A 14,246-nucleotide genomic window follows, 5' to 3' on the forward strand; every position below is an offset into this window, starting at 1 on the left:
GGCCTGGTGCCTGGTGCCCGGCTCAGCGGGTGAGCAGGTCGTCCACCGTGCCGTCGACCGGACGGCCCCGGGCGGCCAACTCCTCGGCCTGCCCGGTGAGCACCCGACCCACCTCGGTCATGTCCGCGCCGGCCAACCCGGTACGCCGCACCGCGTCACCCGGGTCCCGGAAGTAGGTGCGGCTGAGCAGGCCGCTGACCGTGGCCGCCGCCAACCGGGCCTCGCCCAGCATCACCAGCGCCTGATCGGTCTCGTACCACTCGGCGAGCCGGGCCGCCCGGGCGTGCGCCGCCCAACCCCGGAACCAGGCGTCCCGGGCGGCGGTGCTGAACTCCGCCGGCCGGGCCCGCGCCAACCGGCCCAGGTGCTCGTCGCGCAGGGTGCGCAGCCAGCCGGTCGGGTCGTACAGCGCGACGGTGGTGACGTAGCGGTCGGCGGTCAGCGGCCAGGCCGGGGTCAGCGTCCGGGCCCGCCGCAGGTGCTCGTCGGCGTCGGTGACGGTCAACTCGACAAGCACCCCGTCGATCCGTCGGGTCGACGTCGGCGGCCCACCGCCCACCCGGTAGGTGACCAGCAGCAGCCCGACCTCGGCGTCCCCACCACCGTCGTCGTCGCCGTGCGCCAACGGCCCGTGTACGGCCACCGCGAGGACGTCCGCCGGGAAGCGTCGCCGCGCCGCGTCGGCCGTCCGCCCGGCGACCTGCCAGCGCGGATCGTCCAGGTCCACCCCGGCCGCCGGCTCCGGCCCGGTCACGGCAGGTCGGCACCGGTCGGGACCAGCCGGAAGATGTGGATCTCCCGGCCACCGGCCCGCTGCACGTACGTGCGGTACGCCGGCCACTCGGTGACCAGCAACTGCCAGAGCCGCTCCCGCTCGGCCCCGGTGGCCAGATCGGCCCGCACGGTGAGCCGACGGCCCTTGACGGCCACCTCCGCCCGGGGCCGGGCACGCAGGTTGAGCACCCAGCCCGGCTGGCGCGGCTGGCCCCAGTTGGAACCGATCACCACGAAACCCTCGCCGTCCGGCACGTACAGCAGGGGGTTGCTGCGCGGCAGGCCGGAGCGGTGCCCGGTGGTCGTGATGATCAGCGAAGGGACCAGGCCCAGCGCGACCACCCGACCCCGGGTGAGCCGCCCGACCATCCGGTCGACGGGGACCAGGAGGCGCATGGTGGCACCGAACCACTCGTGGTGACCGAGCCGGCGGGTGAGGGTTCCGATGACGGGCACCCGGACAGTCTGCCTGGTCGACGCGGTGTCCGCACCCACCGACCCGGCCACCGGCTCCCGGCGGGCCGCTCAGTCCAAGCGGCGTTCGACCGCGAGGCGGGACCGGGTGAACAGACCGGCACCGAGCATCGCCACCAGCGGCACCACCACCAGCACACCGAGGGTCTGCCAGGGCACCACCACCGGGTACGGCGACTGGGCCGGCCAGGTCTGCGCATACTGGCGGTTCATCGAGGTCAGGATGATCAGGGCGGAGCCGAGCCCGGCCGCGATGCCGAGCACCGAGCCGACCACGGCGATCACCCCGGCCTGGCAGAGCGACAGCACCCGGCGTACCCGGGGACTGGCCCCCACCGCGGCGAGCGTGGACAGGTCCCGGCGGCCCTCCGCCGCGGCGAGACCGGTTGCCACCCCGGCCGCGCCCAGGGTGATCAGCCCGGCGCCGGCGGCCAGCAACAGCAGCACCGGCCGCTGCTGCGAGCGGGGCGGACCCTGTTCGATCTGCACCGACACCGGCAGCAACGGCCGCAGGGCGGTGACCACCCGGTCGAGCTGTGCGGTGGTCGGCGTGGTCCGGGTGTCGACGGCGAAACCGGCCGGCTCCGTGCGCAGGCCGACCCGGGCGGCGGCGGCGGGGGAGAGCACCATCCGGTCGACCGGCAGCCCGTCGCGCAGCAGGTGACCGGGGAGGGTGACGCTGGTCGCCACCGACGGGCGGGAGCCGCCGACCCACCGTTCGACCCGGATCGTCACCTGACCGTCGACCAGGTAACGGGGATCGGTCACCACCACGCCACCGGCGCGCAGCACGACGGCCGCCGCCGCCACCTCGGCCGCCGGCGCACCGCTGAGCACCCCCAGGACGGCGCCGTCGTCCACCATGGCGGGCAGGTAGAAGCCGCTGACGATGCGGACCGGCGGGACGCAGCGCGGGTCGGCCAGCGCCGCACGGCGGACCTCGGCCGTACCGTAGGACTCCGCGTCGTACGGGCAGGCCCGGTCCTCGGGCAGCACCGGCGTGACCGTGCAGTAGTCCTCCGGGCGCTGCGGCTCGACGCAGCTGGGCACCGCCACCGGCAGCACCGCGTCGGTGCCCAACTCGGCCCGGACCCGCTCGGTGATCAGCGGTAACGGGGGCAGCGGGCCGGTGCCGTCCCGGTCGGCGCGCAGCAGCAGCACCTGGCCCGGCGGCATCCCCGGTTGCCAGTCGGCCCGGTCGCGGGCGTCGTTGCTGGCCACGTATACGCCCAGGGCGACGCTGCCGGCGACGGCGGCCATCACCGCGGAGATGGCCGGGGCGGCCGACGAGCGGTTGCGGCTGGCGTCGCGCAGCGCGATACGGGGCGCGGGCGGCAGCAGCGGACCGAGCCGGGCCAGCAGACCGATCAGGGTGGGCGTGCAGAAGACCAGGCCCAGCTCACCCAGGACCAACCCGGCGAGGATCACCGGGGTGTCGCCCCTCGTGGCACCCAGGGCGGCGGCCCCGCTGCCCAGCGCGGTCAGCGCCACCCCGAGGAGCAGCCAGCGGCGGCGGTGCGGGGGTGCGGTCCGGCGACCGGCCAACCCGGCCGCCACGTCCTGTCGGGCCGCGGCCAGCGCCGGGGCGAGCGCGGCCAACACCCCGGCCAGCACCGCGACCGCCGCGATCGCGACGAGTGCCGCCGGGAAGACCCGGTAGCCCCCGCTGCGCGCCCCCAGCAGGTGCTCCTCGACCAGCGACCGACCGGCGAGCGCGGCGGTTACCCCGAGCAGCAGCCCGCACGCCGCCCCGAGCCCACCGAGGACCACCCCGTCGGCGAGCACGATCCGCCGTAGGTGCACCGGATCACCGCCGGCCACCGCGACCAGCGCCAGGTCCCGCCGCCGCCGCCGGACCCCCACCGCGAAGGCCGGGCCGACAAGCAGGACGACCTCCAGCAGACCGAGACCGCCGACCAGCACCGTGTTGCTCGCCAGCACCGGATCGGGCAGGTTGAGCGCCGACCCGTCGGGGGACCGGGCACCCGGCACCGGGTCCCGGGCGCTGACCAGGATGCCGTGCGCATTGAGCCGGTCCACCAGCGCGGCGTCCAACGGGCCGGGAAGGTCGACCAGCCAGCTCTCGTCGTAGCTCCGCCCGTCCCGGGACGACCCGGTCGGCGTCAGGGCGGCGATCTCCCCGAGCTGGTCGGGGAACTCCACCACACCGACCACCCGCCACCGGCGGGTGCCGTCGGCCGCGTCGACCGACCCGCCCACCCGTACGCCCATCCGGGCGGCGGCCTGCGCGCTGACCGCGACCTCGTCGGGTGCGGTGGGGACCCGCCCGGACCGCAGGCGCACCATCGAGCGGGCCAGCGGGTCCGTCAGGTCCAACGCCCGACCGTCGATGGTCCTGGTCCGGTCGCCGATCCGCACCTCGAACGGCACCCACCAGGTGACCCGGCTGGTCCGGCTGCCGGCCGGCAGGAGCGCCTCGACCTCCGCCCGACCCACCGGCCGTTCCCGGGTCACCAGCTCACCCGTGCGGGCCCAGTTCGTGTCCCCCCGGGAGTCCTGGTGGAGTGGGTTCTCCGCCACCCAGTGCAGCTCGACGTCGGCGGCACCGACCCGCTGGACGAAACTCTCCTCCGGGGTGAGGTCGGCCATGTCGTAGGTGACCGCGACGAAGCTCAGCACCAGTACCGGCAGCGCGATCATCGTCAGCACCAGCGCGGTGCGCCCCCGCGCCCGCCAGGCCTCCCGCCGGGCGATCCGCAGCGCGGCCCGCCAGGACCCGAGCGTCCCGGCGAGCCGACCGGGCAGTCCCACCGGGCCCCCCGCGTCGGGGCGGGCCGGCCGGGTCGCGCTGCCGGCTCGTGCCGGTCGGGCCGGGTTCTCGGGGTGAGCGGGCCCGGCCGGGTTGTCGGGCCCGGCCGGGTGAGTGGGGCCGGCCGGGTTGTCGGGCCGGGTCGGGTGAGTGGGGCGGGCCGGGTCGTCGGGGCGGGCCGGTGGGGTGCGGGCGGACAGACCGTCGGGGCCGGAGGGTCCCTCCGGGTGGGGCGGGGCGCTCACCGGCCGATTCCGGAGAGCAGGTGCTCGACCCCGGCCAACGGCGCGGTGGAGTCGACCATGACACCGTCGCGGAGGAAGACCACCCGGTCGGCCCAGCCCGCGTGCCGAGCCTCGTGGGTCACCAACACCCCGGCCGCCCCCGCGTCGACCCGGCGGCGCAGCAGGTGCAGCACGGCCTCCCCGGTCTGCGAGTCCAGCGCCCCGGTCGGCTCGTCGGCCAGCACCAACCGCCGCTCACCGACCAGCGCCCGCGCGATCGCCACCCGCTGCTGCTGCCCCCCGGACATCTGGTCGGGGAAGCGCGCACCGAGCCCGCCCAGGCCGACCTCCTCCAGCGCCGCCAGGGCCGCCCGCCGGGCCTGCCGTACGCCGACCCCGTCGAGTTCCAACGGGAGGGCCACGTTCTCCGCGGCGGTGAGGCTGCCGAGCAGGTTCAGATCCTGGAAGACGTAGCCGATCCGACGACGGCGCAACCGGGCCAGCCCCCGCCCGTCGAGCGTGCCGAGGGCCTCCCCCTCGACCAGTACCTCCCCGCCGGTCGGCCGGTCGAGCCCACCGGCCAGGGTGAGCAGGGTCGACTTGCCCGAGCCGGAGGGACCCATCACGGCCACCAGCTCGCCCGGTCGTACCGTGAGGCTCACCCCGCGCAGCGCGTGCACGGCGGCCTCCCCGCCCCCGTGGGTGCGGTGGACGTCGCGCAGTTCGAGCACCGCGCCGTCGTCCGGGCCGGTCACCGGTGTGCCTCCTCGTCGGCCCGCTCCACCACCTCCGGCGGTGACCCGCTGCGGGCTGTGGGGGCCGCCGGCTGGTGCCGGACCAGGCTGGTCTCGCAGTGGTCGAGCCAGCGGATCTCCGCCTCGGCCTGGAACATCATCGCGTCCAGCACCAGTCGCCAGGGCAGGTCCTCCGGCCGGTCGCTGGTGTACTTGAGCCGGGTCAGCTCCTGCAACGTGCGCATGGTCGCGCCACGCTGGGTCTGCACCACCGCCCGCACGTCCACCCCGGGGGTGGTCAACGCCAGGGCCAGCTTGATGGACAGCTCGTCGCGGGGGCGGTCGTTGCGGCTGATCGGGGTGACGAACCACAGCGCCAGGTCCGCCCGCCCGGCGTCGGTGATCTCGTACGGCCGCTGCCCGCCCTCGTGCTCGGGCAGCGAGCGGACCAGGCCGTCGCGTTCCAGCCGGTTGAGGGTGGTGTAGACCTGACCGATGTTCAGCGGCCAGGTCGAGCCGGTCGACTCCTCGAACGCGGCCCGGAGCTGGTAGCCGTACATCTGGCCGCGCTCCAGCAGGGCGAGCAGGCCGTGACGGATGGACATGCGACGGAGTATGCATACCCCGTATGCGGACCGCAACCGCAGGGTACGGGCGGTGGGTCAGGTGGGACTGCCGGGGAACGGGACGGTCAGTGGGGTGAGGCCCGCGCTGCGCCGCCAGCGGGTGGCCCGTACCGCGCAGTCGGTCAGCGCGTTGAGCGCCCGGGTGCGGTCCGCGCCGGTGGTGACCGGCAGCGCCGCCCGCCAGAACGCCGCGGTGCGCTCCTCCACCTGCACCGCCAGCCGCAACGCGGCGGCCCGGTCGGTGACCGGGAACGGCAGGGCGTAGCCGGCCTGGTCGGGGGGGACGGTGCCGCCGGTGGCGCTGAGCTGGAGCACCAGCGCGTCGCGTCGGGACCGGTGGGCCGCCTCGGCGGTGCGGGCCGCCCGCCGGTCGGCGTCGGTGAGTCGTACCCCGATCGGACCGTAGGCGTAGATCGCGGCGTACTCGGCGGCCAACGCCCCGGCGAGCGCGTCGCCGGGGGTGGCGGGGGCGGTGCGGCGGTTCACTTCAGTGCCTCCAGGTGGGTGGCCCGGGCGGCGGCGATCGAACCGAGCAGTGCGGCCCGGTCACCCGGCGCGGCGGCGCACGCCTTGGCCGCGTTGTCCCGGCCGCTCTGCTCGGCGGTCCGCAACCCGGCCAGGAGGGCGCTGCGGGTGCCTTCCCCGGCGCTCGGAGCCGGTGTCGCCGGACCGGACGGCCCGGGGCGGCCGATCAGCCGGCGCAGCTCGTCGGCGTGCGCCGTGTGCGCCTCGGCGATCGGGGTGAGCCGGTCGGCGAGCCCCGGGTCGGCGGCGATCGCGGCCCGGTGCCGGGCGGCCAGTGCCCGGGCCTCGTCCGCCAGGGGTTCCAGCGGGTCGGGCGGCGGGCTGGGCTCGTCCCGGTCGAACAGCGCACAACCGGTCAGCGGCACCGTGGCGGCACCGACCGCCAGAAGTGCGCCGGAGCGCAGCACCGTACGTCGGGATTGCCCCGTTCCGTCGGGGTGTGTCGTCGTTCTGCCCGTGGCCACCGGACAAGTCAACACCATCCGCGCCGACCGCCGGGCGACCGCCGTCGGTGCGCCGCCGGGGCCGCCGTCCCGGCGGCGCGTTACGCTCTGCGCAGCCACCGGCGCTGCCGCCCCGGTGGCGTCCCGGCGTGCCGGTCCGACGACCGCAGCCGACCAGCAGGAGGGTGCCCAGATGACGCAGCGTGGCCGTGCCACCCGGCCGACGGCGCCGGCGGGACGATCCCGTCGCACCGACGGCGCCCGGGGCGGGGACCGTGCGGGCGCATCCCGGGGCGACCTGGCCGCCCGGCGTACCAGATTGCGCGACGTGATCGCCCCGGTGGTCACGGAGGCGGGCTACGACCTGGAGGACGTCTCCGTGTCCCGGGCCGGCCGGCGGCACGTGGTCCGGGTGATCGTGGACGCCGACGGCGGGATCAACCTGGACGCCGTCGCGGACGTCTCCCGGGTGGTCTCGGCGGCGCTGGACGCGGCCGAGGAGTCCGGCGGGGACATCGTGGCGGGGGAGTACCAGCTGGAGGTCAGCTCCCCCGGGGTGGACCGCCCGTTGACCCTGCCCCGGCACTGGCGACGCAACGCCGGCCGGCTGGTGAAGGTGACCGTCCGGGTCGAGCGGCCCGACGCGCAGCCCACGGTGGACCGTCAGGTCACCGGCCGGGTGGTGGCGGCCGACGACGAGCGTGTGGTGCTGGAGACCGAAGCCGGCCGGGTGGAACACCGCTACGCCGAGCTCGGCCCCGGCCGGGTGCAGGTCGAGTTCAACCGCCTCGACGAGATCGACGAGGCGGACGAGTTCGACGGCGCCGACGAAGACGACGAGATCGGCGACGACGAACACGCCGCCGACGATGACGACGATGATGTGGAGGACGAGGAGAGGTGAACATCGACCTCGCGGCGCTGCGCGCACTGGAGCGCGAGCGGGAGATCCCGTTCGACACGATCCTCGCGGCGATCGAGACCGCGTTGCTGACCGCCTACCGGCACACCGACGGCGCCGAGTCGCACGCCCGGGTGGAGATCGACCGTAAGAACGGGGCCGCCCAGGTCTACGCCCAGGAGCTGGACGACGACGGCAGTGTGGTGCGGGAGTGGGACGACACCCCGCACGACTTCGGCCGGATCGCGGCGATGACCGCCAAGCAGGTGATCCTCCAGCGGTTGCGGGAGGCCACCGACGAGGTGCACTTCGGTGAGTACGTCGGCCGCGACGGTGACCTGGTCACCGGCGTGGTGCAGGCGCACGAGGCGCGCAGCGAGAAGGGCATCGTCAGCGTCGACCTCGGCAAGCTGGAGGGTGTGCTGCCGCAGTCCGAGCAGGTGCCCGGCGAGCGTTACCACCACGGCGAGCGGATCCGCTGCGTGGTGGTGCACGTGACCAAGGGGATGCGTGGGCCGCAGATCACCCTGTCGCGGTCCCATCCGGCGCTGGTGAAGAAGCTCTTCGCGCTGGAGGTGCCGGAGATCGCCGACGGCACGGTGGAGATCGGGGCGATCGCCCGTGAGGCAGGTCACCGCACCAAGATCGCCGTGCGCTCCACCGTGCAGGGCGTGAACGCCAAGGGCGCCTGCATCGGCCCGATGGGCCAGCGGGTCCGCGCCGTGATGAGCGAGCTGCACGGCGAAAAGATCGACATCATCGACTGGTCGGACGACCCGGCGGCGTTCGTCGGCAACGCGCTCTCGCCGGCCAAGGCGCTGCGGGTCGAGGTGGTCGACCTGGCCACCCGGACGGCCCGGGTGACCGTCCCGGACTTCCAGCTCTCCCTCGCCATCGGGCGGGAGGGGCAGAACGCCCGGCTTGCTGCGCGTTTGACCGGTTGGCGGATCGACATCCGGTCGGACGCGGAGCAGGCGGGGCCCGGCGGCCGGGGCGGTGCCGAGTCCGTCTCGGAGCCGGGCGGAGCGATCTCGGGCGGCTAGGGGTAGACTTCTACCAGTGGTACGACGCGCGCATCCGGAACGCACCTGTGTGGGTTGCCGGAAACGTGCGCCGGCCAGCGAACTGCTGCGGATCGTCGCGGTCGGTGACGAGGATGGTCACAGTCTCCGACCTGATCCGAGCCGCAGTCTGCCGGGTCGGGGAGCGAACATGCACCCGGATCCGGCCTGCTTCGCGCTGGCGGTGCGGCGTCGCGTCTTCGGGCGGGCGCTGCGACTCACCGAGGTCCCTGACCACGGTGCCGTCGCGGAGCACGTCGATGCGTCAACCACTACGTCCGGTCAACCCGACCGGGCGAGGGTCGCTAGCAAGGTAGGACGACCGACATGAGCACACGATGAAGTCCCTGAAATGACCAGGCTTCAAGTGCACGAGTGAGGTCGCTGCGGGTGCTGCCCGCACGACCTCGGAGTGAGGAGTGCAGTGGCAGGTAAGGCCCGCGTACACGAGCTTGCTAAGGAGCTCGGGGTCGAAAGCAAGACAGTGCTCGCCAAGCTGAAGGAAATGGGCGAGTTCGTGAAGTCCGCGTCCAGCACCGTCGAGGCGCCCGTCGCCCGACGTCTGCGTGGCGCATTCGTCGCGTCCGCCGGTGGTTCGTCGGCACCGTCCGCTCCGGCGGCGGCCCCGAGCCCGGCACCGACCCCGACGCCGTCCCCGACCCCGGGCGCCCCCCGGGTCTCGGCCCGGCCGATGCCGCCCCGGCGGCCGACCGCGCCGACCCCTGGACCGAAGCCCAAGGGCCCGGTCCCCGGCCCGCCGCAGCCGGTGACTCCGGTCGCCAAGCCGGCGAGCGCACACGACATCGAGGTGGCGGCCGCCGAAGCGCGCGCCGCCGCGCTGAAGGCCGAGCAGGAGGCGGCGGTCAAGGCCGCCCAGGCCGCCCGGCAGCAGCAGCGGGACAACGTCCGACGGGAGCCCCCGACCGAGGGTGGTCCCCGTCCGGGTCCGCGTCCCGGTCCGAACGCCGTACCGCCGCGTCCGGGTACCCCGGCCGCCGGTCGTCCGGGTGGCCCTCCGGCCGGCCCGGGTGCCCGTCCCGGCGGTCGTCCGCCGGCGCGCGGTGCCGGTAACAACCCGTTCGGCATCCAGGGTGGCCAGCAGCAGCGGCCCCCGGCCGCCGGTGGTGGCGGTCCCCGGCCGAGTCCGGCCGGCATGCCGCCGCGTCCGAGCCCGGCCTCGATGCCGCCGCGTCCCAGCCCGGCCTCGATGCCGAGCCAGCGGCCCACCACGGGTCGCCCCGGCGGCCCCGGTGGCGGTCGTGGTGGCCCCGGCGGCGGCGCCGGTCGTCCCGGTGGCGGTGGCGGTGGCTTCCGCCCCGGTGGCGGTGGCGGCGGTGGCGGCTTCCGTGGCGGTCCCGGTGGCGGCGCTGGTGCCGGCGGCGGTGGCTACCGTGGTGGCCCCGGTGGCGGCGGTGGTGCTCCCGGTGGCGGTTTCCGCCCGGGTGCCCCGGCCGGTGGCGGTGGTCGTCCCGGTGGTGGCGGTCGTGGCCGTGGCGGCGGCGCCGCGGGTGCCTTCGGGCGTCCCGGTGGTCGGCCGACCCGTGGTCGCAAGTCCAAGAAGCAGCGCAGACAGGAGTTCGACAACCTGTCGGCTCCGACCATGAGCTCGGGTGCCCCCCGGGGTCAGGGTCAGGTCGTCCGGCTCTCCCGTGGCGCCTCGCTGTCGGACTTCGCCGACAAGATCAACGCCAACCCGGGTTCGCTGGTCCAGGAGATGTTCAACCTGGGCGAGATGGTCACCGCGACCCAGTCCTGCTCGGACGAGACCCTGTTGCTGATCGGTGAGCACCTCGGCTTCGACGTGCAGATCGTCAGCCCGGAGGACGAGGACCGCGAGCTGCTCGCGCAGTTCAACATCGACCTCGACGCCGAGGTCGCGGAGGACCGGCTGGTCAGCCGTGCGCCGGTGGTGACCGTCATGGGTCACGTCGACCACGGTAAGACCAAGCTGCTCGACGCGATCCGCAAGGCGAACGTGGTGGCCGGCGAGGCGGGTGGCATCACCCAGCACATCGGCGCATACCAGGTCCACGTTCCGCACGAGGGCATCGACCGCGCGGTGACCTTCATCGACACCCCGGGCCACGAGGCGTTCACCGCCATGCGTGCCCGTGGTGCCCAGGTCACCGACATCGTGGTGCTGGTGGTGGCGGCCGACGACGGCGTCATGCCGCAGACGATCGAGGCGCTCAACCACGCCAAGGCGGCCGACGTGCCGATCGTGGTCGCGGTCAACAAGGTCGACAAGCCGGAGGCCAACCCGGACAAGGTCCGCCAGCAGCTGACCGAATACGGTCTCGTCGCCGAGGAATACGGCGGCGACACCATGTTCGTCAACGTGGCGGCCAAGCCGGGCATCGGCATCGACGAGCTGCTGGAGGCGGTCCTGCTGACCGCCGACGCGTCGCTGGAGCTGACCGCTCCGATCGACGGACCGGCGCAGGGTGTGGCCATCGAGGCGCACCTGGACAAGGGTCGCGGTGCGGTGGCGACGGTGCTGGTGCAGAAGGGCACCCTGCGGGCGGGCGACTCGATCGTCGCCGGTGGGGCCCACGGCCGGGTCCGCGCCATGCTCGACGAGAACGGCAACCAGGTCGCCGAGGCCGGTCCGGCCCGTCCGGTCCTGGTGCTCGGTCTGACCGCGGTGCCGGGTGCGGGTGACACCTTCCTGGCCGCCGAGGACGACCGCACGGTGCGGCAGATCGCCGAGCAGCGGCAGGCACGACGGCGGGCGGCGTCCTTCGCCAACTCCCGCGGCCGGGCCACCCTCGAGACGCTCATGGAGCAGCTCAAGGAGGGCGAGAAGACCTCGCTCAACCTGGTGCTCAAGGGCGACGTCTCCGGTTCCGTGGAGGCCCTCGAGGACGCGCTGTTCAACCTCGACATCCCCGAGGAGGTCCAGCTCAGGATCATCCACCGGGGTGTGGGTGCGATCACCGAGAGCGACGTCATGCTCGCGAGCGCCTCGTCCGAGGCGGTCACGATCATCGGCTTCAACGTGCGGGCCGCCAACAAGGTCCGTGAGATCGCCGACCGCGAAGGCGTGGAGATCCGGTACTACACGGTCATCTACCAGGCCATCGAGGAGATCGACGCCGCGCTCAAGGGGCTGCTCAAGCCGGAGTACGAAGAGGTCGAGCTGGGCAGCGCGGAGATCCGCGACGTCTTCCGTTCGTCCAAGATCGGCAACATCTCCGGTTGTATCGTCCGGTCCGGCATCATCCGCCGCAACGCCAAGGCGCGGCTGCTGCGGGACGGGGCGGTCGTGGCGGACAACCTCACGATCAGCTCGCTCAAGCGGTTCAAGGACGACGCGACGGAGGTCCGCGAGGGCTTCGAGTGTGGTCTGACGCTGGCCGGTTTCAACAACGTCCAGGTCGGCGACACCATCGAAACCTTCGAGATGCGGGAGAAGCCGCGCGCCTGATCCGAGGCTGACAACAGTGCTCAAGGGGTTTACGCCACCCGGCGTAAACCCCTTGAGCATGTCCAGGGGGCTTCCGTAACGTCCTGGGCGATGTATACCGGAACCGCACTCTTCGACCTGCTCCTGCCCGGCGACTCCCGTTCGCTCAAGGCCAAGCGCTCCTACGTCCGGCCCATCGTGGCCGCGCTGCGCCGCTTCGACGTGTCGGCGGCCGAGGTGGGCGCGCTCGACCTGCACGGTCGGGCCGAGATCGGGGTGGCCGTGGTGGCTGCCGAGGCGGCCCACGTCCGCGAGGTGCTCGATTCCTGTGAACGCCTCGTCGCCGCCCGCCCCGAACTGGACCTCCTCTCCGTCCGCCGCACCCTCCACACCCCCGAAGACTGACCCACCCCTCCCTCCCGCCCCACCCCCGCCCGGGCTCCCCACCCCCGCCCGGGCTCCCTCCAGCTCCGCCTGCCCCCGGTGATCAAGAGGTTTGCGTCAGCCTGGAGATCAAAGCTGACGCAAACCTCTTGATCACCGGGGCGGGGACGGGTGGGGGTGGGGCGGGGACGGGGTGGGGAGAGGGGGCGGGCGGGGTGGGGCGGGCGGGTGGGGGTGGGGCGCGGGTAGTGTTCGAGATGTTGGGGTGGTTGGGTTCGGTGGGCTTCGGCGTCGCCGTTCCGGCTGCGGTGGGAACGCCCTGGAGGTGGGGGACATGTCTGATCCGGCCAAGGTTCGCCGGCACGCCGAGCGGATTCGCGAGCTGGTCGCTTCGGTGGTGCGGAGCCAGATCAAGGACCCCCGGCTCGGGATGATCACCATCACCGACGCCCGGATCACCGCGGACCTGCGCGACGCCACCGTCTTCTACACCGTGCTCGGTGACGCGACGGCCCAGGCCAGCACCGCCGCCGCGCTGGAGAGCGCGAAGGGGATGTTGCGCAGCACCGTCGGGAAGGCCCTGGGGCTGCGTCACTCGCCCTCGCTGACCTTCGTCCTCGACGACGTGCAGGACCAGGTCAAGCAGATCGACGACCTGCTCGCCCAGGCCCGGCACGCCGACGCCGAGGTGCAGCGGTTGGCCGCCCAGGCGAAGTATGCCGGTGACGCCCAGCCCTACCGGGTCGACGACGAGGACGATGACGTCGACGACGAAGCCGCCGACGCCGACGCCTCGACGACGGACCGGCGGTGACGGCCGCCCCGGACACGGCCGGTGAGCTCCGCGTCGGGTCGCCGTCCGCCGGCCCCGGCGAGGACGACTGGGCTGCCGCCGTCGCTGCGGTACGCGGCCTGCCGGCCGACGCCCGGGTGCTGCTGATCTGTCACGTCAACCCGGACGGCGACGCGCTGGGCAGCATGCTCGGCTTCGGGCTGGGTCTGCGCCGGCTCGGCGTACACCGGTTGCAGGCCACCTTCCCGGGGCCGCCCGAGGTGCCGGAGCCGTTCCGCTGGCTGCCCGGGATCGACCTGCTGGTGCCGGCCGCCGAGGCGTACCCGGATCCGGATCTGGTGGTCTGTTTCGACGCCGCGAGTGAGTCGCGGCTCGGTGACCTGGTGGACCGGCTCGACACCGCCGGCACCTCGGTGGTCCTCGACCATCACGCCTCGAACACCGGCTTCGGTGCGGTGCACCTGGTGGACCCGACGGCTGCGGCCACCTCGGTCGTGGCCGAGCAGTTGCTCACCCGGCTCGACGTGCCGTTGGACGCGGAGATCGCGGCCGGCCTCTACGTCGCGTTGACCACCGACACCGGCTCGTTCCGGTACGCGGCGACGACGCCGGAGGTGCACCGGCTCGCCGCCCGGCTGCTCGCCACCGGCCTGCGCCCCGGTGACATCTCCCGCGAGGTCTTCGACACCCGGCCGTTCGGCGCGGTGCGGCTCTTCGGTGAGGTGCTGGGCCGGTCCCGGCTCGAACCGGAGGCCGCCGCCGGGCACGGTCTGGTCTGGGCCCACGCCACCCTCGACGACCTGGACCGCCACGACCAGCGGCCGTACGTGCTGGAGTCGCTGATCGACTCGGTGCGCTGCACCGCCGAGGCGGACGTCGCGTGTGTGCTCAAGCAGGTCGGGCCGCACGCGTGGGCGGTGTCGATGCGCAGCAAGGGTGCGGTCGACGTCAGCGCGGTGGCGGTGGCGCTGGGTGGCGGAGGTCACCGGTTCGCCGCCGGATTCACCGGGAAGGGCGACGTCGACCAGGTCATCGCCCTGATCAGGGCGGAGTTGGGCGGGGCGTTGACCGCAGGTCACGGCGACGCCGACGGGTGTCGGTCTTCCCGCACAGGGTGAGCCCGGGGAGAAT

14 protein-coding genes are annotated in these 14,246 nt (G+C 74.1%); 7 read left to right on the forward strand and 7 right to left on the reverse strand.

Going from position 1 to position 14,246, the window contains the following annotated elements:
- Positions 1 to 22: 22 nt before the first annotated feature.
- The 7 genes from AB0B63_RS18930 to AB0B63_RS18960 all read right to left on the reverse strand — a co-directional run bounded on the left by AB0B63_RS18930 (position 23) and on the right by AB0B63_RS18960 (position 6,534).
- Entirely contained in the window at positions 23 to 754 is a 732-nt protein-coding gene (locus AB0B63_RS18930) for a nucleotidyltransferase domain-containing protein (protein WP_357020261.1), read from the reverse strand.
- Positions 751 to 1,230 (reverse strand): nitroreductase family deazaflavin-dependent oxidoreductase, encoded by a 480-nt coding sequence (locus AB0B63_RS18935; protein WP_208569299.1) that lies wholly within the window; start codon positions 1,228 to 1,230, stop codon positions 751 to 753. Before AB0B63_RS18935 ends, AB0B63_RS18930 begins: the two co-directional genes overlap by 4 nt.
- 69 nt (positions 1,231 to 1,299) lie before the next feature.
- On the reverse strand, positions 1,300 to 4,263 hold the full coding sequence (locus tag AB0B63_RS18940; RefSeq protein WP_357020265.1) for an FtsX-like permease family protein: 2,964 nt from the start codon (positions 4,261 to 4,263) through the stop codon (positions 1,300 to 1,302).
- A complete protein-coding gene (locus AB0B63_RS18945; RefSeq protein WP_208569300.1) occupies positions 4,260 to 4,997 on the reverse strand; it encodes an ABC transporter ATP-binding protein in 738 nt (245 codons plus the stop codon). The genes AB0B63_RS18940 and AB0B63_RS18945 overlap by 4 nt, the downstream gene beginning before the upstream one ends.
- On the reverse strand, positions 4,994 to 5,581 hold the full coding sequence (locus AB0B63_RS18950; RefSeq protein ID WP_357020268.1) for a PadR family transcriptional regulator: 588 nt from the start codon (positions 5,579 to 5,581) through the stop codon (positions 4,994 to 4,996). The genes AB0B63_RS18945 and AB0B63_RS18950 overlap by 4 nt, the downstream gene beginning before the upstream one ends.
- Positions 5,582 to 5,638: 57 nt before the next feature.
- Positions 5,639 to 6,088 carry a ferritin-like domain-containing protein gene (locus tag AB0B63_RS18955; protein ID WP_208569301.1) on the reverse strand — a complete coding sequence of 150 codons (450 nt, stop codon included), beginning with the start codon at positions 6,086 to 6,088 and terminating at the stop codon, positions 5,639 to 5,641.
- Positions 6,085 to 6,534, reverse strand: a complete 450-nt coding sequence (locus AB0B63_RS18960; RefSeq protein ID WP_208569302.1) for a hypothetical protein — start codon at positions 6,532 to 6,534, stop codon at positions 6,085 to 6,087. The genes AB0B63_RS18955 and AB0B63_RS18960 overlap by 4 nt, the downstream gene beginning before the upstream one ends.
- 229 nt (positions 6,535 to 6,763) lie before the next feature.
- Between AB0B63_RS18960 and rimP the strand changes: the two genes are divergently transcribed.
- The 7 genes from rimP (at position 6,764) to AB0B63_RS18995 (ending at position 14,233) form a co-directional block, all read left to right on the forward strand.
- Entirely contained in the window at positions 6,764 to 7,474 is a 711-nt protein-coding gene (gene rimP, locus AB0B63_RS18965) for a ribosome maturation factor RimP (RefSeq protein ID WP_208569303.1), read from the forward strand.
- Positions 7,471 to 8,514, forward strand: a complete 1,044-nt coding sequence (nusA, locus tag AB0B63_RS18970; RefSeq protein WP_208569304.1) for a transcription termination factor NusA — start codon at positions 7,471 to 7,473, stop codon at positions 8,512 to 8,514. Before rimP ends, nusA begins: the two co-directional genes overlap by 4 nt.
- Before the next feature lie 16 nt (positions 8,515 to 8,530).
- The gene (locus AB0B63_RS18975; protein ID WP_208569305.1) at positions 8,531 to 8,863 is read left to right on the forward strand and encodes a YlxR family protein; all 333 of its coding nucleotides are present in this window, start codon (positions 8,531 to 8,533) and stop codon (positions 8,861 to 8,863) included.
- A gap of 93 nt (positions 8,864 to 8,956) precedes the next feature.
- Positions 8,957 to 11,959, forward strand: a complete 3,003-nt coding sequence (gene infB, locus AB0B63_RS18980) for a translation initiation factor IF-2 (RefSeq protein WP_208569306.1) — start codon at positions 8,957 to 8,959, stop codon at positions 11,957 to 11,959.
- A gap of 90 nt (positions 11,960 to 12,049) precedes the next feature.
- Complete coding sequence (locus tag AB0B63_RS18985) at positions 12,050 to 12,343, forward strand: DUF503 domain-containing protein (RefSeq protein WP_208569307.1); 294 nt, start codon at positions 12,050 to 12,052, stop codon at positions 12,341 to 12,343.
- Positions 12,344 to 12,656: 313 nt separating this feature from the next.
- Positions 12,657 to 13,136: a 30S ribosome-binding factor RbfA gene (gene rbfA, locus AB0B63_RS18990; RefSeq protein WP_208569308.1), complete on the forward strand. Its 480-nt coding sequence runs from the start codon at positions 12,657 to 12,659 to the stop codon at positions 13,134 to 13,136.
- Complete coding sequence (locus tag AB0B63_RS18995) at positions 13,133 to 14,233, forward strand: bifunctional oligoribonuclease/PAP phosphatase NrnA (protein ID WP_357020275.1); 1,101 nt, start codon at positions 13,133 to 13,135, stop codon at positions 14,231 to 14,233. Before rbfA ends, AB0B63_RS18995 begins: the two co-directional genes overlap by 4 nt.
- Positions 14,234 to 14,246 lie beyond the last annotated feature (13 nt).

The organism is Micromonospora sp. NPDC049081 (assembly GCF_040648835.1).
GTDB classification, from domain to species: Bacteria; Actinomycetota; Actinomycetes; order Mycobacteriales; family Micromonosporaceae; genus Micromonospora; species Micromonospora antibiotica.

What these genes read in the sequence shown, in the direction of transcription:
- AB0B63_RS18950 (WP_357020268.1), bottom strand. Translation starts at nt 5,581, where the DNA reads ATGTCCATCCGTCACGGCCTGCTCGCCCTGCTGGAGCGCGGCCAGATG.
- rimP (WP_208569303.1), top strand. Translation starts at nt 6,764, where the DNA reads ATGACGCAGCGTGGCCGTGCCACCCGGCCGACGGCGCCGGCGGGACGA.
- AB0B63_RS18985 (WP_208569307.1), top strand. Translation starts at nt 12,050, where the DNA reads ATGTATACCGGAACCGCACTCTTCGACCTGCTCCTGCCCGGCGACTCC.
- rbfA (WP_208569308.1), top strand. Translation starts at nt 12,657, where the DNA reads ATGTCTGATCCGGCCAAGGTTCGCCGGCACGCCGAGCGGATTCGCGAG.